Origin of the sequence: Acinetobacter sp. WCHA45 (assembly GCF_002165255.2) — a bacterium.
Taxonomy (GTDB): domain Bacteria; phylum Pseudomonadota; class Gammaproteobacteria; order Pseudomonadales; family Moraxellaceae; genus Acinetobacter.
Window position 1 is genome coordinate 1,824,078 of sequence record NZ_CP028561.1, and the last position, 19,924, is coordinate 1,844,001.

At 40.1% G+C, this 19,924-nt stretch carries 21 protein-coding genes; 17 read left to right on the forward strand and 4 right to left on the reverse strand.

From position 1 onward, the window contains the following. Nucleotides 1–9 precede the first annotated feature (9 nt). Nucleotides 10–810 carry an enoyl-CoA hydratase-related protein gene (locus CDG55_RS10210; protein ID WP_087536416.1) on the forward strand — a complete coding sequence of 267 codons (801 nt, stop codon included), beginning with the start codon at nucleotides 10–12 and terminating at the stop codon, nucleotides 808–810. Nucleotides 811–911: 101 nt separating this feature from the next. After that, nucleotides 912–1,673: a nitroreductase family protein gene (locus CDG55_RS10215; protein WP_087536415.1), complete on the forward strand. Its 762-nt coding sequence runs from the start codon at nucleotides 912–914 to the stop codon at nucleotides 1,671–1,673. On the opposite strand, the gene CDG55_RS10220 is transcribed toward CDG55_RS10215, so the two are convergent. The 3 genes from CDG55_RS10220 to CDG55_RS10230 form a co-directional block, all read right to left on the reverse strand. Next, nucleotides 1,674–1,988 (reverse strand): NGG1p interacting factor NIF3, encoded by a 315-nt coding sequence (locus tag CDG55_RS10220; RefSeq protein ID WP_087536446.1) that lies wholly within the window; start codon nucleotides 1,986–1,988, stop codon nucleotides 1,674–1,676. A 100-nt stretch (nucleotides 1,989–2,088) separates the two neighbouring features. Continuing rightward, nucleotides 2,089–5,919, reverse strand: a complete 3,831-nt coding sequence (gene purL, locus CDG55_RS10225; protein ID WP_087536414.1) for a phosphoribosylformylglycinamidine synthase — start codon at nucleotides 5,917–5,919, stop codon at nucleotides 2,089–2,091. Nucleotides 5,920–6,103: 184 nt separating this feature from the next. Beyond that, entirely contained in the window at nucleotides 6,104–6,820 is a 717-nt protein-coding gene (locus tag CDG55_RS10230; RefSeq protein WP_087536413.1) for a hypothetical protein, read from the reverse strand. A 156-nt stretch (nucleotides 6,821–6,976) separates the two neighbouring features. Between CDG55_RS10230 and CDG55_RS10235 the strand changes: the two genes are divergently transcribed. From CDG55_RS10235 to pal, 10 genes are all read left to right on the forward strand, one after another. Then, nucleotides 6,977–8,317 carry a deoxyguanosinetriphosphate triphosphohydrolase gene (locus CDG55_RS10235; protein ID WP_087536412.1) on the forward strand — a complete coding sequence of 447 codons (1,341 nt, stop codon included), beginning with the start codon at nucleotides 6,977–6,979 and terminating at the stop codon, nucleotides 8,315–8,317. Nucleotides 8,318–8,390: 73 nt separating this feature from the next. Then, complete coding sequence (gene ruvA / locus CDG55_RS10240) at nucleotides 8,391–8,993, forward strand: Holliday junction branch migration protein RuvA (RefSeq protein ID WP_087536411.1); 603 nt, start codon at nucleotides 8,391–8,393, stop codon at nucleotides 8,991–8,993. Nucleotides 8,994–9,011: 18 nt separating this feature from the next. Beyond that, entirely contained in the window at nucleotides 9,012–10,007 is a 996-nt protein-coding gene (ruvB, locus tag CDG55_RS10245; protein WP_087536410.1) for a Holliday junction branch migration DNA helicase RuvB, read from the forward strand. Between the two features lie 152 nt (nucleotides 10,008–10,159). Then, nucleotides 10,160–11,068, forward strand: coding sequence for a hypothetical protein (locus CDG55_RS10250; RefSeq protein WP_087536409.1), 909 nt, complete (start codon nucleotides 10,160–10,162; stop codon nucleotides 11,066–11,068). A gap of 152 nt (nucleotides 11,069–11,220) precedes the next feature. Further along, nucleotides 11,221–11,628, forward strand: coding sequence for a tol-pal system-associated acyl-CoA thioesterase (gene ybgC, locus CDG55_RS10255; RefSeq protein WP_004661168.1), 408 nt, complete (start codon nucleotides 11,221–11,223; stop codon nucleotides 11,626–11,628). 26 nt (nucleotides 11,629–11,654) lie between these two features. Next, a complete protein-coding gene (gene tolQ, locus CDG55_RS10260; RefSeq protein WP_004661166.1) occupies nucleotides 11,655–12,353 on the forward strand; it encodes a protein TolQ in 699 nt (232 codons plus the stop codon). Then, nucleotides 12,353–12,805, forward strand: coding sequence for a protein TolR (gene tolR / locus CDG55_RS10265; protein WP_087536408.1), 453 nt, complete (start codon nucleotides 12,353–12,355; stop codon nucleotides 12,803–12,805). The genes tolQ and tolR overlap by 1 nt, the downstream gene beginning before the upstream one ends. A gap of 3 nt (nucleotides 12,806–12,808) precedes the next feature. Further along, complete coding sequence (gene tolA, locus CDG55_RS10270; RefSeq protein WP_087536407.1) at nucleotides 12,809–14,200, forward strand: cell envelope integrity protein TolA; 1,392 nt, start codon at nucleotides 12,809–12,811, stop codon at nucleotides 14,198–14,200. Nucleotides 14,201–14,299: 99 nt separating this feature from the next. Then, complete coding sequence (tolB, locus tag CDG55_RS10275) at nucleotides 14,300–15,583, forward strand: Tol-Pal system beta propeller repeat protein TolB (RefSeq protein ID WP_087536445.1); 1,284 nt, start codon at nucleotides 14,300–14,302, stop codon at nucleotides 15,581–15,583. A gap of 22 nt (nucleotides 15,584–15,605) precedes the next feature. Continuing rightward, the gene (gene pal / locus CDG55_RS10280; protein ID WP_087536406.1) at nucleotides 15,606–16,175 is read left to right on the forward strand and encodes a peptidoglycan-associated lipoprotein Pal; all 570 of its coding nucleotides are present in this window, start codon (nucleotides 15,606–15,608) and stop codon (nucleotides 16,173–16,175) included. A 50-nt stretch (nucleotides 16,176–16,225) separates the two neighbouring features. Here the strand turns inward: pal and CDG55_RS10285 are convergent, their stop codons facing one another. Continuing rightward, entirely contained in the window at nucleotides 16,226–16,411 is a 186-nt protein-coding gene (locus tag CDG55_RS10285; protein WP_005161254.1) for an NF038105 family protein, read from the reverse strand. Nucleotides 16,412–16,587: 176 nt separating this feature from the next. Here CDG55_RS10285 and CDG55_RS10290 point away from each other — a divergent pair, with 176 nt between their 5' ends. The 5 genes from CDG55_RS10290 (at nucleotide 16,588) to CDG55_RS10315 (ending at nucleotide 19,858) form a co-directional block, all read left to right on the forward strand. Continuing rightward, nucleotides 16,588–17,559, forward strand: coding sequence for a class 1 fructose-bisphosphatase (locus tag CDG55_RS10290; RefSeq protein WP_087536405.1), 972 nt, complete (start codon nucleotides 16,588–16,590; stop codon nucleotides 17,557–17,559). Nucleotides 17,560–17,618: 59 nt separating this feature from the next. Then, entirely contained in the window at nucleotides 17,619–18,395 is a 777-nt protein-coding gene (locus CDG55_RS10295) for a TrmH family RNA methyltransferase (RefSeq protein WP_005215207.1), read from the forward strand. Nucleotides 18,396–18,551: 156 nt separating this feature from the next. Further along, nucleotides 18,552–19,163, forward strand: coding sequence for an RNA polymerase sigma factor (locus tag CDG55_RS10305; protein WP_087536404.1), 612 nt, complete (start codon nucleotides 18,552–18,554; stop codon nucleotides 19,161–19,163). Beyond that, nucleotides 19,156–19,479, forward strand: a complete 324-nt coding sequence (locus CDG55_RS10310) for a hypothetical protein (protein WP_087536403.1) — start codon at nucleotides 19,156–19,158, stop codon at nucleotides 19,477–19,479. Before CDG55_RS10305 ends, CDG55_RS10310 begins: the two co-directional genes overlap by 8 nt. Further along, nucleotides 19,469–19,858 (forward strand): DUF3106 domain-containing protein, encoded by a 390-nt coding sequence (locus CDG55_RS10315; protein WP_087536402.1) that lies wholly within the window; start codon nucleotides 19,469–19,471, stop codon nucleotides 19,856–19,858. The genes CDG55_RS10310 and CDG55_RS10315 overlap by 11 nt, the downstream gene beginning before the upstream one ends. Nucleotides 19,859–19,924 lie beyond the last annotated feature (66 nt).

Genomic DNA, 19,924 nt, shown 5'->3' on the forward strand with positions numbered 1-19,924 from the left:
GATAGTACGATGACACTTAGCTGTATTCAACAACCTCATCAACATTTGCAAGCAAATTTAGAAGATGGCGTACTCACCTTAGCCATTAACCGTTCAGAAGCCAAAAATGCACTTTACGGTGAACTTTATCTTTGGATTGCAAAAGCATTAGATGAAGCTGATACAAATAAAGATGTACGTGTTGTTATTTTCCGTGGTGCAGAACAAGATTTTACTGCGGGTAATGATATGAAAGACTTCATGGGCTTTATGCAAAAGCCATATGAAGGCAAAGCGGGTGATCAACCTCCATTTGTATTATTAAAAGCTGCGGCTCGTTTTTCTAAGCCACTTATTATCGCAGTGAAAGGTGTTGCAATTGGTATTGGTGTAACGATCTTATTACATGCTGACATCGTATTTGCAGACAATACTGCCCTATTCCAAATTCCATTCGTAAGCCTAGGCCTTTCTCCTGAAGGTGCTGCGAGCCGTTTATTGGTCAAACAAGCAGGCTATCAGAAAGCGGCTGAATTATTATTCACAGCGAAGAAATTTGATGCTGCAACAGCAGTAAAAGCAAATCTCGTGAATGATGTCGTTGAAGATGTGTATGCAACCACACAACAAACAGCTCAACATTTAGCAGCATTACCTTTAGCGTCTCTAAAACAAAGTAAAGCGCTAATGAAAAAAGACTTAGCTGAAATTATTGCTTGCGTCGATGAAGAAGCTGAAATCTTTATGCAGCGTGTACGCTCACCTGAAATGATGGAAGCTGTACAAGCATTTATGCAAAAACGTAAGCCTGACTTCTCACAGTTCAATTAATACATTACACTGTTTTTATATAAACCACTTAGTCAAGACTGGGTGGTTTTTTTATTTAACGTCCCAATATGAACAACAATCTTATAGGAACATTTATTCTTATGTCTGAACAAAATCAAACCGACAAAAAACGTTACTACGAACCTGCCACTCAAGATATTGATGTTGCCAATTTCCGTAAAGTCATTGAAAGCCGTCGTTCAGTACGTAAGTTCACGGATAAACCGATTCCAAGTGAGATTTTAGATGAATGTTTAGATTTGGCACTGCTTGCACCCAACTCATCAAACTTACAGCCTTGGACATTCTATGTGGTGCAAAATCCAACCAAGAAAAAGCAACTGGTTAAAGCATGCTTAGGACAGCTTGCTGCTAAAACTGCATCAGAATTGATCGTATGCGTGGCGCGTACAGATCGTGTTGATGAAATGGCAAAACGAAATATTAGCGAATTTCCATTTCCTGAAGCCCCTGCAATGGTACAAAAATATTACCGTTTTATCCCCTACAACTATAAAACAGGTTATTTCAATGCATTAGGTAACTTCAAAAAAGTTGCATTTAAAGTAGCCCGTACACTTGATAAACAACTTCCTGTGACTGCCTTTAACCCTGCCGATGCTAAATTATGGGCAACTAAAACCACTGCTTTAGCATGTGAAAATTTGGTATTGGCTTTACGTGCCTATGGTTTTGAAAGTTGTATGATGGAAGGCTTTGATGAGCCTTTAGTTCGTAAAATTTTAAAATTAAATGATCAACAGCATCCTGTCATGGTAATTGGGGCTGGTGAACGGGCTACAGATGGTGTGTTCTTCCCGCAATATCGTTTTGACCGTGATTTATTTATTCAAAAAGTATAATTATTCAATATCTAATATTTGAATAAACTCAAAGGCAGGCTCTTCATAAGGATGGCTTGCCTTTAATACCTTTGCCACAACACTGGCTTTATCTTCAGGCACAATAGTTTCTACACGCCACTCTTCAAGCTGCTCAAGTTCGTCTAATTGCCCTAAAAACGGATTTGCACCTTTAACAGGCTTAAACTGCCCTATTCCTTTCACTTGCCAAGCACAATGCTCATAATTGCCAATACCGCCTGCACCAGCTTCAAAGATAGCCTGTTTGGTGGATTCAAGGTGTGATTCAGGTACATAATAAATAAGTTTTAGCATATTCTTTTTGATTTCATTGTTCTTGCTCATTCATCGTTATTTTATATTGAATCCAAGAATAAAATAAGCCACCTTACGGTGGCTTATTTTTTATTTCATATTAACCAATGAACTTACGTGCATTGCGGAACATACGCAACCAAGCACCATCTTCAGCCCAATCTTCAGGCTTCCAAGAATGTTGTAAAGCACGGAAGTTACGCTCTGGGTGTGGCATCATTACTGTTGCGCGACCATCTTTAGAAGTTTGTCCTGTAATCGCTTCAGGTGAACCATTCGGGTTCAATGGATAGTGCTGAGTTGGATTACCCAAGCTATCTACATAACGCAAGATGACTTGGTTCTCTGCATTTAAAGCGGCAAGTTGTTGTTCTGTCGCAACTAAACGACCTTCACCATGCGCAACTGCGATTGGTAAAATCGAACCTTGCATATCTTCAAGCAACACAGAAACAGATTTCTCTACACGAACATTCACTGCACGCGCTTCAAATACTTCTGACATGTTACGGTGGAAACGTCCCCAATGCTCTGCACCCGGAATCAGCGGAGCAAGTTGTGACATCATTTGACAGCCGTTACATACGCCTAAGCTGAATGTATTTTCACGATGGAAGAATTGTTCGAACTGATCACGTAGTTTCGCATTGAACAATACTGATTTCGCCCAGCCACCACCAGCACCCATCACGTCACCGTATGAGAAGCCGCCACATGCCACTAAACCTTCAAAGTCGCTTAAGCTCACACGACCTGCAAGTAAATCACTCATGTGTACGTCGATAGTATTGAAGCCAACTTTGTCAAAAGCAGCAGCCATTTCTACATGACCATTTACACCTTGCTCACGCAAAATTGCCATATTTGGACGACGTGTATTGATAAACGGCGCTTCAACTGGCTCATTTAAGTCATATGTTGGTTGTGCAATTAAACCTTTGTGGTTCTTATCTGCAATTAAGGCAAATTCTTGATCAGCTGTTTCAACGTTGTCACGTAAACGTTGGATCTGATGTGACACTTCAGCCCAAGCTTGTTGTAATTCAGCACGCTCAAGCGTTAAACCATTTACAACTAATTGATCAGTTGTATTCACACGACCAACAACAGCAATTGTATCTTTCAAGCTAGATGCTGCAACTTCAACTTCTAACTGCGCCCAATCAGCAGCCGTAATTTGAAGTACTGCACCAATTTCTTCAGCAAATAAGCTTTCAGTTGATTGATTTTCTAGAGCAACACCTAAACGCGATGCGAACATCATTTCAGCAACAGTCGCCAATAGACCACCATCACCAATGTCATGGTAAGCTTTGATCACGCCACGATTGTTCCAGTCTTGAATCAAGGCAAAGAATGCTTTGAAGTCATCAAAACTATCAACATCAGGGGTAACAGAACCGATTGCTTTATATACTTGCGCAAGGATCGAACCACCTAAACGGAATTGACCTTTAGATAAATCAATACGTACAAGTACTGAGTCTGCTAAGTTCTTCAGTTCAGGTGTTAATGTTTTACGTACATCTAAAACAGGTGCAAATGCAGTGATCACGCCTGTCATTGGCGAAGTCACGGCCTTGTCTTCACCATCATTCCAAGTAGTACGCATAGAAAGTGAATCTTTGCCTACTGGAATTGCGATACCTAATGCAGGACACATTTCCATACCAATCGCTTTCACACCTTCAAACAAGGCTTGGTCTTCACCTTTTTGACCTGCTGCTGCCATCCAGTTTGCAGAAAGCTTGATATCGCTGATTTTTTCGATGTTGGCACACGCAATATTGGTAATCGCTTCCGCAACGGCTAAACGCGCTGATGCGGCTGGATTTAACAAAGCAACTGGTGGACGTTCACCCATCGCCATTGCTTCACCCGTGAAGCCTTGCAAGCTTGTCGTCGTTACTGCTGCATCTGCGACAGGAACCTGCCAACGGCCAACCATTTGATCACGTGCAACCATACCTGTAATCGAGCGGTCACCAATTGTGATCAGGAATGATTTAGACGCAACTGTTGGATTTTTCAATACGCGGAAAATCGCATCTTTCAAATCAACTTTTGATGCATCAAAGTCGTTACCTTTACGTTCAATCGTTTCATATGAACGTTGCATACGTGGCGTACCACCCAACATGACTTGCATTGGGATATCGACTGCATTGTTTTCAAATAATGGATCTTCAACAGTCAAATGACGTGCTTCAGTCGCTTCACCAAGTACTGCAAACGGACAACGCTCACGTGCACAAATTTCTTCAAACTGTTCTAAAGATTCTGGACGAATCGCTAACACATAACGTTCTTGCGCTTCATTTGACCAGATTTCCATCGGGCTCATGCCTGGCTCTAAAGATGGAATCTTACGCAGGTTCAATACTGCACCTAACTCGTGATCATTCACTAGTTCAGGCATCGCATTTGATAGACCACCCGCACCCACGTCATGTACAGACACGATTGGGTTAAAGTCTTCTAAGCGCCAGCAGGTATCGATGACTTCTTGGCAACGGCGTTCCATTTCTGGGTTTTCACGTTGCACCGAAGCAAAGTCTAAACTCTCACCCATGGTACCGCTGTCTACAGAAGACGCTGCGCCACCGCCAAGACCGATCAACATTGCAGGGCCACCCAATACAATGAGTAAGTCACCCGGTTGAATCGCATCTTTTTCAACATGATCAGGACGGATGTTACCGTAACCACCCGCGATCATGATTGGCTTATGAAAGCCTTTCACTTCACCATTGACATTTTGTTCGAAAGTACGGAAATAACCATTTAATGCAGGACGACCGAATTCGTTATTAAACGCTGCACCACCTAAAGGACCTTCGATCATGATTTGTAATGGCGATGCCATACGTGAAGGTTTACCGTAGTTATCTTCCCAAGGCTGTTCGAAACCCGGAATATTTAAGTTAGAAACCGTAAAGCCTGTTAAACCTGCTTTTGGTTTACCACCACGACCTGTTGCACCTTCATCACGGATTTCACCGCCTGAACCAGTTGCAGCACCAGCAAATGGAGAAATTGCTGTTGGGTGGTTATGCGTTTCAACCTTCATTAAAATATGAGCGGCTTGGCTCTTATATTTATAAACAAAGTGACCATTTTCATCGGCTTTTGGATAAAAACGCATCGTGTCATAACCCACGATCACAGAGGCATTGTCTTTATACGCCGACAATACATCTGTTGGAGATTCTTTATAGGTATTCTTAATCATTTGGAACAATGATAATGGTTGTTTTTCACCATCAATTGTCCATTCAGAACCAAAGATTTTATGACGACAGTGTTCAGAGTTCGCCTGAGCAAACATCATTAACTCGATGTCATTTGGATTACGGCCCAGCTTGGTAAATGCTTCGGTTAAGTAATCAATTTCCTGCTCAGATAAAGCAAAGCCAAACTCATTGTTGGCTTTAACTAACGCTTCTTTACCTTGACCCAAGATATCAATTGAGTTCAATGGCTTCGGCGCAGTTTCTGAGAATAAAGCTTTTGCATCTTCAATTTGAGCAAAAACTGTTTCCGTCATACGGTCATGAAGTACTTGTTTAACTTCATTCGTAATTTCAGTGACACCTTTTAACGTGAATAAAAGACCACGTTCTAGACGGTGTACTGGTGTATTACAGTTTTGGAAAATATCAGTTGCTTTAGACGACCACGGAGAGATTGTGCCAACACGTGGAGTTACTAAAATTTGGATTTCATCACTTGCAGCTTGGCGAAGTTCGAAAGATTGACCATCGTTTAAAAGTTGTAATGCCGATTGATGTTGCTGCTCGTTGAGCGCTTGATCAAACAAATAAACCCACTGGCTGTCAAAAGATTGAACAGAACTCATTGACGCTAAACGGTTTAAGAGTTGAGCTTTCTTAAAAGAAGAATGTGCTGATGCACCGGCCACGATAAACATGTTGACTTTGGCTCCACGGGTGGGTCTAACGAACCTACCGCAATGTGACTTATGAGAGAGCGCATATTCTACTGTGAAAGCCTTCTTTCAGCTAGCCATATCCATCTTAAAAATCAGAGTTTTCTATCCCAAATCACTTAATTTCTTATCGCTTTATGGGTTTAGTATATTCGTAACAATTCGTTTACTTTGATATGTAGATCACATTTCCAGTTTGCGGGTCTTCTTTTCTTATTATACCGAGCTTAGAAAAGAATGAGTCATTACAAGCAAGAGTGTCGTCCACACCACCCTCAACACTATATGAAAGCTGCACATGCGCATGGATAAAGCTTTTATCCTGAATCGCTTCTTTAAAGAACACATCCATACTTTCACTGTTTAAACAGACATAACTTTGCTCAGGTTTGCCATTGTGATTTAAATCAATTGAAACTGTTTCATCTGTGTTTTGGATTAGTTGATTTGATTGTATTGGAAGGCTATTGACCCAATCTCGATCATTATTAATAGCATAGGCAAATGCAGTTTGAGCTGTTTTATAAAACTCAGAACAATTTTTGATGGGTTTCACCAATACCACAGCAGATAAAGCAACATCGTCTTTGCTAAAACGAGAATGCCCATTCAATTCAATATTGGGTTGAATACTCCAATATTGTTTTGCCGCTGCATTTGCGTCATCTGTCCAAATACATTGTTGATCTAGGCGCTGATCCTTGACTTCTTGATAAGCAAATGCAGCTAAGACAACCGCTGTTTTCTTTGGCTGATCTATCGTTTTTTGCTTAACTTGATCAGAGGATGTTTGCTTCTGTTTCACTTCTAATGATTCAGATGGCTCTACCTGATTACAAGCTGATAATAATACGCAGACCATAAGTGCAATATTTTTATTCATGTTTCCCCCTAAAAATTCAAATGACTTAACTTAAATGATGAAATACAAAACTATATGCGACGACATACTTATTCAAGACAACTTATGTCGCCCTACTCTAGTGCTTTAATCCTTTTTTTGGCATCATGATCTTGAACTCATAGTGAATAATGATGAATGGAACAAATGCGTTGGTTGGAATTGCTCTCTGCAATTCGCTTAGGTAGTAAAAAAAGTAGCACCGAATTGGCTAGAAGCCCGTTTCATAAAGATTACGATAGAATTATATTTTCCCAAAGTTTTCGACAACTGAATAGAAAAACTCAAGTTCACCCATTGACTCAGCACGATGGTATTCATACAAGATTGACTCATTCACTCGAAGTATCTTGTATTGGTCGCTCGCTTGGTATGCTCGCCGCAGAAAAGATCAAAGATGAATTGCCCATGTGGATTTCACCTGCTGATGTCGGTGCGATCATTCAAGCGGCATGTTTAGCTCACGATATTGGCAATCCCCCTTTTGGTCATGCAGGTGAATATGCGATACGTGAATGGTTTGATGATGCCTCACATCGTGACTTTCTGACCAAACTCACTCCCGAAGAAGAAGCAGACGTTCGTCAATTTGAAGGTAATGCGCAAGGTCTTCGTTTACTAAGTCGTATTGACTACCACCCTGATGATGGTGGTATGCGTCTGACCTGTGCAACATTGGGTGCATATTTAAAATACCCCTGGTTATCAAAAACCATCGACCAACAAGGCGATACCCCATCACATCAAAGAGCAAAATTTGGTTGCTATCAATCAGAAAAAGAAATTTTAAAACAGCTTGCTGAACAGCTTGGCTTAATTAGACTGGGTGAATATCACTATTGTCGTCACCCTCTAACTTATTTGTTAGAAGCTGCTGATGATATTTGTTATGCACTGATTGATTTGGAAGACGGCATCATTCTTAATATGTTGAGTTATGAGGAAGTTGAACCTATTTTCCTCAACTTGACTGCTGATTTTGGTCTTCCTGAAGAGCTGCATTTACCGCATACCACTTGGCAACAAAAAATTGCAGCCTTGCGTGGTCGTGTAATGAAACGATTAGTCGATGAAGTCACGACGGCTTTTGCAAAACACCACTATGAAATCATCACAGGTCAACTCAAAGGTAGCCTTTTACAATATTGCTCACCTGATATTGAAGCAGGGATTCAAACTGCGAAAAATCTTGCACGTGATCGTATTTTTGAACATCCTCAAAAATCCGGTTTAGAAATTATTGCGCATCAAAGCTTACAGACTATTTTAGATGCTTTTGTGCCTTTGACCATGCCGCATAAAACATTAAGCTTTAAAGAACAACGTTTGATGTCGATTTTGCAACATTCAGGCGCAAATTTTCAAAACAACCATTACAATAATATTATGCAAGTCTTAGATATTATTAGTAAGTTCTCAGACCATCAGGCTTATAGCTTGGCGCAAGAGCTACAAGGGAATAAAGTTGGCTTCTTTTAAAAGAATATGCAAACTCTATTTTCTTAAATGACTTTGGTTTAAATCTTTTCAAATAAATAGTGAAAAATTTTCTATGATCGGATGTTTAATTGGCGAAGTGTTTGCCTTAGAAGCCCCTACTGTATTACTTAATGTAAATGGGGTTGGTTATGAAATCGATACACCGCTTTCAACATTTTGCCAATTACAAAAAGGACAAAAAGTAACGTTATGGACACATTTAGTCGTTCGTGAAGATGCTCAACAATTATATGGCTTCAGTGAAGCACAAGAAAAAATTATTTTCCGCACCCTACTCAAAGTAAACGGTGTAGGACCCAAAATGGCATTAGGGATTTTATCTACGTTAAGTGTTGAATTATTAATTCACACCATTGAACACGATGATATCAATACACTGATTAAAGTGCCTGGGGTTGGTAAAAAAACAGCTGAACGTTTAATGATTGAACTACGTGATCGTTTTAAAGCATTTTCAACCACTACCGTTTCAAATAATACAGCATCCGCTCAAATACAGTTCACTGGAAATTCTGCTGTTGCCGAAGCTGAAGCCGCTTTACAATCACTGGGCTACAAACCACTTGAAGCACAAAAACTGATTCAAGCCGTTAAAGCAGATTTTACCGAAGCCAGTGATATTATCCGAGCTGCACTTAAGTCATTGAATAAATAAAGATAGACCGAACTCATTATGCAAGACCGTTTAATCAGTGGTTCTGAAAAACCAGAAGATCATTTTGATCGTGCGATTCGCCCAACCTCTCTTGAAGACTATATTGGTCAGCCAGTGGTACGTGAGCAAATGGAAATCTTTATTGGTGCTGCACGAGGTCGTGGTGAAGCACTCGACCATACCTTGATTTTTGGTCCACCGGGTTTAGGTAAAACCACATTGGCGAATATTATCGCACGCGAAATGGGCGGTAATTTAAAATCCACCTCTGGTCCTGTGCTGGAACGTGCAGGCGATCTGGCGGCCATGCTCACTAATCTTGAAGAAGGCGATGTTCTTTTTATTGATGAAATCCACCGCCTTTCTCCTGTGATCGAAGAAATTCTATATCCAGCGATGGAAGACTATCAACTAGATATCATGATTGGTGAAGGTCCTGCTGCCCGCTCAATTAAATTAGATCTGCCACCATTTACATTAGTCGCAGCAACAACGCGTGCGGGGCTACTCACCTCGCCTTTACGTGACCGTTTTGGGATCGTGCAACGGCTGGAGTTCTATTCAGTTGAGGACTTAACCCATATTGTCACTCGTTCGGCAAATCTCATGGATGTTCCGATTACCAAAGAAGGCTCAACAGAAATTGCGCGACGTGCGCGTGGTACGCCACGTATTGCCAATCGTTTATTACGCAGAGTCCGTGACTATGCGCAAGTAAAAGGCACAGGTGAAATCACCCAAGATATGGCGCAACGTGCATTGGACATGCTCAATGTCGATAAAGATGGTTTAGATACTTTAGATCGTCGTTATCTCAGTATGTTACTTGAACGTTTTGAAGGACGTCCCACAGGTGTTGAAGCTCTAGCTGCGGCAATGGCTGAAGACAGCGGAACGCTTGAAGATGTAATTGAACCCTATTTAATCCAACAAGGTTATGTCATGCGAACAGCACGCGGTCGTATTGCAACCAATATGGCGTATTTACAATTTGGTATGACGCCACCTGAATAAAGACATTATAAAATGCGCTTTTATGGAAAAGTAACATAATATAAAATTTCGCATCTTAATATAAAATACATGTTTTCTTGCTATAATTATGTAGTTAAAAGAAATAAACTTCCATTTTAACTACATAAAATCTAATACATTAAGGTAAGAAAATGACGAATAAGATATTGGCTTCTGTTTTATGCTCTGGGGCATTATTATTAACAGCATGCGGTGGCGGAAGCAGCGACAGCACAAATAACCAAACAAAAAATGATAGTAAAGAAAAACTAGATTACAATAAATCAGAAACTATCGACATCATTAATGAACCTGTGGTAAATCTTTCCAATCAATCTGAAAATTTACTACTTAATATTGCAATACTTGCTGATGGAGCTTATGCGCGAGCCACTGCGATTGACTCTAAGTTACCCTGCATATCTGGCACAGCAACAGTGAATACAGACAATAGCGTAACGCTCAATAACTGTAAGCTCATGGCTGATAATACAGGAACGACGATCTCAGTTTCAGGTAATATCCAGTCTAATACTGCAAAATCTGGTACCTCAACCAAAAGTGAGCTTACCTTGACAAATATGAATATTGACACGGCAGATGAATCAATTTCAATCAATGGTAAATTAAAATATACATATACAATTATTAGTGACAACTTAACTCAAAGCTTATTTGAATCTAATCAAGCCACTTACAAGTTCATAGATAAAACAAATAACAACAGTATTTATCAATATACTCTAAACAATTATGCACTCACTTCAAATTTCAATGCATCTACTGGCAACATAGAAGATATAGCGAAAGGACAATTAAGTGGCGAAATTGGAGGTAAGGTTTTCTCTGTAAACTTTAACTCTAATTTTAAATTTTCAACAGAAAGTGATTTTTATGCTTTAAAGCCAAATGCTGCAAAAGTTGAAATCGTTGACCTCTATAATCAAAAAAATACCATATCAATTACTCAAACAATTAGTGGTCAAGCATTAGTGAGTGCTTATGCCAATGCAAAACTTGTACAAGGTTATCCAAAAACAGTTGATTGGAACGAGTTGTAATAATTTTTGTTCACCTTTTACTTTAAGCCCTAATCATTAGGGCTTAATTTTTCAATGATCTAGCAATATGTTATTTATTACTATTCCCATCCTATCATTGACGCAATATCATTCCCTCAATTGCTCGCAGTATGCAGAAATAGGTTAAGGATATGGCTAATCATTTTGAATTTAATATTCGTGTATATATTGAAGATACAGATGCAGGTGGTATCGTTTACCATGCCAATCACATTCGTTTTATGGAACGCACACGCACCGAATGGTTACGTGCAGCAGGCGTCGATCACTACTGGCATCAACAAGACTACAACTTCGTTGTACATCAAATTCAGGTGAAATATGTACGTCCAATCTTAATGGATGACTTAATTACCGTTACAGCACGTGTTATTTCGTGTAAAGCCGCGTCTTTTGTGTTGCAACAAAATATTTATCGTGGTGAAATCTTGCTTGCTTCAGGTGAGGTTACGTTGGCATGTTTAAACAAAGAGTTAATGCCACGTAGACTTCCTGAAGAAATACGTGATCTGATTCAAAAAGAATTAGCACAGGACTAAAAATAAACTTTTCGGCACAGTGACTTATGGCAACTAATTTAGAATCTTCTCTACATATTTCTGACCTGATTTTACAAGCCAGCCCAGTCGTGCAATTGGTCATGTTGATCTTATTACTAGCGTCAATTTTCAGCTGGTATTTAATTGCCAAATTACATATGGGTTTTAAAAAAGCAGCTCAAGATGATGAGCATTTTCAAAAAATGTTCTGGTCAGGTGCCGAATTAAACACGCTCTACAATAATGCTCAGTTAAACTCGAAACGTAGTGGCCTAGAAGATATTTTTTATCAAGGTTTAGGTGAGTTTTTTAAACTACAAAAACGCAAAGCAGATACCAATCAAACCATTGAAGGTACTGAACGTATTCTTCGTGTCGGTCTAAGTCGTGATCAAGGCGGTTTAGAACAAGGTTTAGGAGCGCTTGCAAGTATTGGTTCTGTTGCGCCTTATATCGGCTTATTCGGTACGGTTTGGGGCATTATGAATGCCTTTATTGGCCTTGCTGCCGTTGATCAAGTTACTTTGGCAACCGTAGCACCGGGTATTGCTGAAGCACTTATTGCAACGGCAATCGGTTTATTTGCAGCAATTCCTGCTGTGCTGGCTTTTAACCACTTCACAGCGAAAGGTGAATCTATTTACTCAGATCGTGCGTTATTCGCAGAAGAAATGGTCGCTCTTTTACAGCGTCAAGCGATTGGATCGACACAGGAAGATGCATAATGGCAATTCAACGATCTGGGCGTTTTGAACGCATTAAAAAACCACTGAAAAGTGATATGAACGTTGTACCCTATATTGACGTTATGTTGGTACTTTTAGTCATCTTTATGGTCACTGCACCTATGATTACCAGCGGTATCAAAGTTGATTTGCCCCAAGCGAATAATAATCCTATCGAATCGAAAGACATGCCTGCAATGGTAACGATTGGCAAAGATGGCAATATTTATTTGCAATACCAAGATCATAAAGATAGTGAACCTCTTTCACTTGAGCAGCTTGAAGCTATTTTGAGTGATGCTCAAAAGCAAGCGGAACAAGAAAATAAACAACTCACCGTATTAGTAAATGGTGATAAATCTCGCCCCTATGGTGAGGTTGTATCACTCATGGCTAGTTTACAAGAAACCGGTTTAACTCAAGTTGGTTTACTGACAGAGCCATTAAAGTAAGTTATGAAAAAATTTCAAGAGCCACCTTTTAAACAAAATGCAATTGCGCTAGGTTTTACCCTTGGGGTACATGCAATTGCGATTGTTGGCTTGCTTTTCTTAGGTCTAAGTAAACCGCCTGAGCAACCGAAAAAACTGACGACTGTTCTCATCAAGCCAGAAGATTTACCACCACCAATGGCAAAACCTGTAGAACAGGAAACGACTGCTGAAAATCAGGCAGAAGAAATATTAAGCCCTGTTGTAGATAATACTCAACCTGAAAATGTTCCTGTCACTCCACCAACGCCTACTGCACAGCAACTTGCTGCCGAAAAACAGAAAGCTGAACAAGCGCAACAGGCAAAGTTGGCTGAACAAAAACGTAAGGCTGAGGAAACTGCTAAAGCTAAAGCAGAAGAACAACAGAAACAAGCGGAAGCTGCCGCACAAAAACAACGTGCAGAAGCTGATGCCAAAGCCAAGGCTGCCGAAGAAAAACGTAAAGCCGATGCCGAGGTGAAAGCAAAAGCTGCGGAGCAAAAACGACAAGCTGAAAATGAAGCAAAAGCCAAACAGGCAGAAGAAAAACGTCAGGCAGATGTCATAGCAAAAACAAAAGCGGCTGAACAGGAAGCAAAACGTAAAGCAGATTTGGCAGCTAAAACCAGAGCAGATAATGCGGCCAAGTTAAAAGCTGAACAGGATGCCAAAGCTAAGGCTGCTGAGGAAAAGCGTAAAGCAGATGCTGACGCTAAGAGAAAAGCTGAAACAGATGCCAAAGCCAAGGCTGCTGAGGAAAAACGTAAAGCAGACGCCGACGCCAAGAAAAAAGCTGAGCAAGATGCCAAGGCCAAGGCTGCTGAGGAAAAGCGTAAAGCCGATGCTGACGCTAAGAAAAAAGCTGAAACAGATGCCAAAGCCAAGGCTGCTGAGGAAAAGCGTAAAGCAGATGCTGATGCCAAGAAAAAAGCCGATGCGGATGCTAAGGCAAAGGCAGAGGCAGACGCAAAACGTAAAGCGGACGCTGATGCCAAGAAAAAAGCCGATGCCGACGCTAAAGCAAAAGCGGATGCAGAAGAAGCCAAAGCTGCTGCCGCTAAAAAAGCTGAACAGGAAGCAGCGCAGAAAAAGGCAGATGCCAAGAAAGTTGCTTCAACAGCCAAACGGGATTTTGAAAGCAAAATTAAACGTGCCTGGGACATACCATCAGGTTCATCGGGTCAAAAGGCAACTGCCCGTGTCACCTTAAGTGACAGCGGTGCCGTTTTATCAGTGATTGTTTCAGCAAGCGATCCAGATGTAAAAGCCAGTGTAGAAGCAGCAGTTCGTGCCGCCGCACCTTATCCAATGCCAGAAGATCCTGATGCCCGTCGTGAGGCGAGAAGCTTTACTTCAAGTTTCACAGCAAAATAGTAATTTATCGTGAATAGTTACATGCCTGTCATAGCACAAAGCATGTAACTATGTTAAATAATCAACAGCCACAACAATACTATGCAAATTATTGTAATTATGGACAAGACTCGTACACATCTCATCTCCTTAGCAGTTTTGACTGCTATTAGCGCAATTGTTCCAACAGCAACTTTTGCACAACTTCACCTTGAAATTGCAAAAGCACCTGAACAAGCGCCTAAAATTGCAATTATCCCTTTTACAAATGACAGTGCGATTTATCCAATCATTGAAAATGATTTAAATCGTTCAGGTCGATTTACAAGTGCATCGCAAAACTTACCTGCAACTGCAAGCATCAACCAAATCCAAGCTGGTGATTGGCAAAATGCTGGTGTGCCATATGTGGTGGTTGGTCAAATTAAAACCATCGATGCGAATACATTTGAAATCCATTACCAACTCTATGATGTACAAAAACAACAATACTTATTAAATGAAGTGCTGACTGTACCAAGCTCTCGTGTTCGTCAAGCTGGGCATATGATCAGTGATGCGATATACCAAGCACTAACTGGTATTGCGGGTGATTTCAGCGGTCGTATTGCCTATGTATTACGCAATCCACAAACCCCTGCTCAACGCTATACATTACAAATTGCTGATACGGATGGCGAACAACCTAAAACGGTACTGTCATCACGAGATCCAATCCTTTCTCCAACATGGACACCTGACGCTAAAAAGATTGCTTATGTCTCTTTCGAAACTAAACGTCCTGCAATTTACATTCAGGATTTAGCAACGGGTCAACGTGAGGTTTTAGCGAGCTTCAAAGGCTTAAATGGTGCACCAAGCTTCTCGCCCGATGGGCAATCTATGTTATTCACAGCATCTATGCATGGTAATCCTGAAATTTATCAGATGAATTTAAATACGCGCCAATTACAGCGTATGACCAATGACTCAGCAATTGATACCGAAGCACGTTATGCACCTGATGGAAAATCATTTATTTTCACCTCAGATCGTGGCGGTTCTCCTCAAATTTATCGCTACAGTTTTGATGATAGTTCAGTTAAACGCCTTACCTTCAAAGGTGCATTTAATGCACGCGGCACGTTAAGTGCTGACGGTAAAAAAATTGCTTTAGTTCATCGACCAAGTGGCAGTAATTACAAAGTCGCATTACAAGATATTAATACAGGGATCACTAATATATTGACACCAACCAGTCTGGATGAGTCACCAAGTTTCTCTCCGAATGGGCAGATGGTTGTTTATGCAACACGTGAGGGTAACCGCGGCTTACTCTCTATTATGTCTACAGATGGTCGATTCCGTATGAATTTACCAAGCGAACAAGGTGAAGTCCGTGAACCCGCTTGGGCACCAAAATAAATTTGATTGATTGGAGAATCACATGAATATTAAATACCTAACACTTCCACTCTTAGCTGCGACGATTGCTTTCACGGGTTGTGCGAGTCGTAAACCTGCTGCTGAAATCACAGCAGGCAATACAGCACCTAATACATCAACCACGGTAAGCACTGACGGACTAAGTGAAGATGCTGCATTGAATGCACAGAACTTGGCTGGCGCTTCATCAAAAGGGGTAACTGCTGCGAACAAAGCATTTTTAGCGAAACGTGTTGTTCACTTTGATTACGATAGCAGCGATCTATCAAATGATGACTATCAAACACTTCAAGCACATGCACAGTTCCTTGTTGCAAATGCTAATTCTCGGGTGGCATTGACAGGTCACACGGATGAACGTGGTACGCGTGAATACAATATGGCTTTAGGTGAGCGTCGTGCAAAAGCGGTCGAAAGTTTCTTGATTACCAATGGTGTCAACCCACAGCAGTTAGAAGCCGTGAGCTACGGTAAAGAAGCACCTGTAAACCCAGGTCATGACGAAGCAGCGTGGAAAGAAAATCGTCGCGTAGAAATTAATTATGAAGCAGTGCCACCATTATTAAAATAATGTTCGGATTTGCAATAAAAATGCTCACAATGTGAGCATTTTTATTTTGATTAAGATGAAGATTTTTGCTTCGACTGAGGTTGCATCGACTCAATCATATCGTGCTTATTAAATTCTTTGTACTCAGGCTTCGCTTCATACTCTTTCCAAGCATCTTTCACACTTTCTTTCGAAATCGTATCTAAGCTAATCGATTCACTTGGCGTAGGGGTAGCTTCAAAATTTTTGGTTGACATCGTTCCTCTCCAAACTTCCTGTCTAGTATGCAATCAACATAGCATGTAATAGAATGCTTGTAATCACAAAAGCAACATAAATAAAGTAAGATAATTTTTATTTTCGAGCGATCTCATCTAGAATAGCGACATTCTTTTTATCAATTTTTGATGCGGCTAAATCGGAGCAATTCAATATGTCAAACCTTACATTATCCCAATATTTAGAACAACAAAAAGGGAATTTGACACCAGAATTGGCACAAGTCATTGAAACAATCGCGGCAACATGCCAAACCATTGACCAAGCACTACAAAAAGGCGCTTTAGCTGGTATTTTAGGCAGTGCTGGCAACGAAAATGTACAAGGTGAAACTCAAAAGAAATTAGATGTCATTTCTAACGACTATCTTATTGATGCATTAAAAGCGCATCCGCAAGTAGGTGGATTAGCTTCTGAAGAATTGGATGATTTCACACCTGCCCAAGAAAATGGCAAATATTTAGTGTTATTCGATCCACTCGATGGTTCAAGCAACATCGACATCAACATGTGTGTCGGTACAATTTTCTCTATTCTTCCCGCTAAAAATGCAGTCACTCAATCTGCAGATTTTATGCAAGCGGGTACTGAGCAAGTCGCTGCTGGGTATGTACTTTATGGTCCTTCAACCATGTTAGCGCTTACCGTAGGTGCAGGTGTTGTATTCTTTACTTTCGATCCAACCACTCAAACCTTCCTACTTACTACGAATCAAGTTCAAGTTTTAGCAGATACACAAGAATTCGCTATCAACTCATCAAATCAACGTCATTGGGAAAATCCAGTGAAACGCTATATTGACGAGCTTTTAGCGGGTAAAACATCAGTCCGTGAAAAAGATTTCAATATGCGTTGGGTTGCATGTATGGTGGGTGATATTCACCGCATCTTATGCCGTGGCGGCATCTTCCTCTACCCTTATGATCTCAAAGATCCTAAAAAAGCAGGTCGTTTGCGTTTAATGTATGAAGCAAATCCAATGAGTATGTTAATTGAACAAGCTGGTGGTGCCTCTACCACAGGACGTGTTCGCATTATGGATATTCAACCAACAGAATTACACCAACGTGTTCCTGTTATAATTGGCTCTAAAAATGAAGTGGAACGCGTAACAAGCTACCACTAATTACTTTTATATTCAGGGCATTATTATCATCTTATAATGCCCTTTTGGATCTTTATATTATGGCTGTTATTTTTCTAGAATCAAAAGACAATGCAAAAATCAAACATTTGCGTGGGCTGATCGAACTCAATAGTGCTCGAAAGAAACATCAGCAAACTGTTCTAGAAGGTACTCATCTGTGTTTAGCATGGCTACAACAACATAAAAAAATCTTTTCATTATTTACGACTGAACAAGCTCTCGATCATCCTGAATTACAAAAGGTGATTGAATTACACCAAGGACATATTTTTGTCATTAGTGAAGTACTGTATAAAGATTTAAGTACTTTAGGTACAACCCTACCTTGTTTAGCAATTATTGATCTTCCAAAAACATCATTAACAATTGATTTTAAAGCTGATACCTTAATCTTAGAAAATGTGCAAGACCCTGGAAATGTTGGTACGCTATTGCGTTCGGCTGCCGCAGCCAACATTAAGCAAGTAATTTGTACGCAAGGTTCAGCTTCTCTTTGGTCCCCACGTGTATTACGCGCAGGAATGGGTGCCCATTTTAGCGTACATTGTTTTGAGAATTTTCAGTTAACCGACATTCTTCCCAAGTTTCAAATTCCTGTGTTTGTAACGAGTTCACATCGTTCAACTAGCTTGTATAGCAAAGATTTAAAGCAAGCATGTGTTTGGATTTTAGGTAATGAGGGACAAGGTGCAAGTGACTATGCCCTAGAACATGCTCAGGCTGTTACTATTCCTCAACCGGGCGGGCAAGAATCTTTAAATGTTGCAATCGCTGGATCAATTTGCTTTTTTGAAATGGTTCGCCAGCGCCAATAAAACGTTAAATTATTTTAAATACGATTTTTTTAATGAAAAAATCCATTACACTCATAAAATAATTGCTTAAGTTGTCAACGCATCCACCATTTTCAACGTTATATGATTAATGAATTGAAATAATGGTGGGTATCCATGACAGGATTTTCCATCTCTATGGATTTAGCACCGAAACAGGCTCGAACTGAAAATGGTACTGATTGTAGTACTGTTGAACAACGTCTGCGTTTTTTTATGCAAGACGTTACAGGTCGTGCACTTGTGATGATGGAAAGTGCAACTCATGGACAACAAGGCATTGCAATGGATTTGGTACAAGAAGCCTTTATTTCATTGCATAAATCGTATTCAGATAAAAGTATTGAAGAATGGTATCCATTGTTTTATACCATTTTAAATAACAAATTACAGGATTGGAGGCGCAAAGAAGCGCGTCGAGCAACTCCTTTCTCATTATTCAAAAAAATTAGCTTAGACGATGATGAGGAAATTATTGATGTGGTAGATGAATCTACCCCCAATCCATTCGAATTTCTGAACCAAGAAGTCACAATGGATGAAATTCAGGCTGCCATCAACCAATTACCAGTACGTCAACAGCAAGCATTTATGTTAAGAGCTTGGGAAGGTTTTGATACGGCAACCACCGCTCAAATTATGAATTGCAGTGAAGGTAGTGTAAAAACCCATTATTATCGTGCAATCCAAGGGCTTAGAATTGCTTTAGAGCATTTAAATCCACATACGGGAGGGTCATCAAATGAATAAAGATGAGTTCACTAAATCAGTGACTTCCAAACTCGATCAACTAGCAAAAGAGCAACATCACAAAAAAATGTTAGTGATGAACCATGTTCTAGATACTGTTCAAAAGAAACCAACCTCTTATTATAGTCTGTGGAAAATGGGAGGCTTTGCTTTAGTAGCAGCTCTTACTGGTATCGTTGTATTACCAAGCTCTCTACAACTGAACGATAAGCCACAAAGTCAGGTCGTTGTAAATCCAAAACTTTCACCACAAATGGTTGAAGATATGGAAATGTTGATGGTACTTGGTGAGGATAAAGTTCCACATGGCAGCTAAGAAAATAGCAATTGTTGTGTGTGCACTCAGCTTACTTCAAACAAGTTTTGCTGGTTCTGAGCGTTTTTGGGTGTTCTCAAAATCAAATAAACCAACTACAGAAGAAGCTTGGGATGATTTATCTCCAGAAGAACAACGTGTTCTTATTCAACGTTATCAAAGTTTAAAAGAAATCCCAACTGATCAGGGCTCTCAGCTTCAACAAAGAATGGAATGGTTTACTCAGCTTCCAGAAGATGAAAAACAAAAAATGCGTAATGTTTGGCAAAAACTGGGAACTCAGGAACGGAACACTTTGCGTAAACGTATGCAAAATGCCAGTGCCGAAGATAAAGTGAACATCCGTGAAGAATATTTAAGCAAATATTCTGAACACTAATTGTTTTTATATGAATTTCTCTTTAGTTGTATACATTTAATTTATAATTTGAACATATAAAAAGAG

Bases quoted from the DNA above. Each gene is read 5' to 3' on its own strand.
- purL (WP_087536414.1), bottom strand. From the start codon at position 5,919: ATGTTTATCGTGGCCGGTGCATCAGCACATTCTTCTTTTAAGAAAGCT.
- CDG55_RS10210 (WP_087536416.1), top strand. From the start codon at position 10: ATGACACTTAGCTGTATTCAACAACCTCATCAACATTTGCAAGCAAAT.
- CDG55_RS10235 (WP_087536412.1), top strand. From the start codon at position 6,977: ATGGAACAAATGCGTTGGTTGGAATTGCTCTCTGCAATTCGCTTAGGT.
- tolR (WP_087536408.1), top strand. From the start codon at position 12,353: ATGGCAATTCAACGATCTGGGCGTTTTGAACGCATTAAAAAACCACTG.
- ruvB (WP_087536410.1), top strand. From the start codon at position 9,012: ATGCAAGACCGTTTAATCAGTGGTTCTGAAAAACCAGAAGATCATTTT.
- tolA (WP_087536407.1), top strand. From the start codon at position 12,809: ATGAAAAAATTTCAAGAGCCACCTTTTAAACAAAATGCAATTGCGCTA.
- CDG55_RS10215 (WP_087536415.1), top strand. From the start codon at position 912: ATGTCTGAACAAAATCAAACCGACAAAAAACGTTACTACGAACCTGCC.
- tolB (WP_087536445.1), top strand. From the start codon at position 14,300: ATGGACAAGACTCGTACACATCTCATCTCCTTAGCAGTTTTGACTGCT.
- ruvA (WP_087536411.1), top strand. From the start codon at position 8,391: ATGATCGGATGTTTAATTGGCGAAGTGTTTGCCTTAGAAGCCCCTACT.
- CDG55_RS10250 (WP_087536409.1), top strand. From the start codon at position 10,160: ATGACGAATAAGATATTGGCTTCTGTTTTATGCTCTGGGGCATTATTA.
- CDG55_RS10295 (WP_005215207.1), top strand. From the start codon at position 17,619: ATGGCTGTTATTTTTCTAGAATCAAAAGACAATGCAAAAATCAAACAT.
- pal (WP_087536406.1), top strand. From the start codon at position 15,606: ATGAATATTAAATACCTAACACTTCCACTCTTAGCTGCGACGATTGCT.
- CDG55_RS10315 (WP_087536402.1), top strand. From the start codon at position 19,469: ATGGCAGCTAAGAAAATAGCAATTGTTGTGTGTGCACTCAGCTTACTT.
- CDG55_RS10220 (WP_087536446.1), bottom strand. From the start codon at position 1,988: ATGCTAAAACTTATTTATTATGTACCTGAATCACACCTTGAATCCACC.
- CDG55_RS10285 (WP_005161254.1), bottom strand. From the start codon at position 16,411: ATGTCAACCAAAAATTTTGAAGCTACCCCTACGCCAAGTGAATCGATT.
- CDG55_RS10305 (WP_087536404.1), top strand. From the start codon at position 18,552: ATGGATTTAGCACCGAAACAGGCTCGAACTGAAAATGGTACTGATTGT.
- CDG55_RS10310 (WP_087536403.1), top strand. From the start codon at position 19,156: ATGAATAAAGATGAGTTCACTAAATCAGTGACTTCCAAACTCGATCAA.
- CDG55_RS10290 (WP_087536405.1), top strand. From the start codon at position 16,588: ATGTCAAACCTTACATTATCCCAATATTTAGAACAACAAAAAGGGAAT.
- tolQ (WP_004661166.1), top strand. From the start codon at position 11,655: ATGGCAACTAATTTAGAATCTTCTCTACATATTTCTGACCTGATTTTA.
- ybgC (WP_004661168.1), top strand. From the start codon at position 11,221: ATGGCTAATCATTTTGAATTTAATATTCGTGTATATATTGAAGATACA.
- CDG55_RS10230 (WP_087536413.1), bottom strand. From the start codon at position 6,820: ATGAATAAAAATATTGCACTTATGGTCTGCGTATTATTATCAGCTTGT.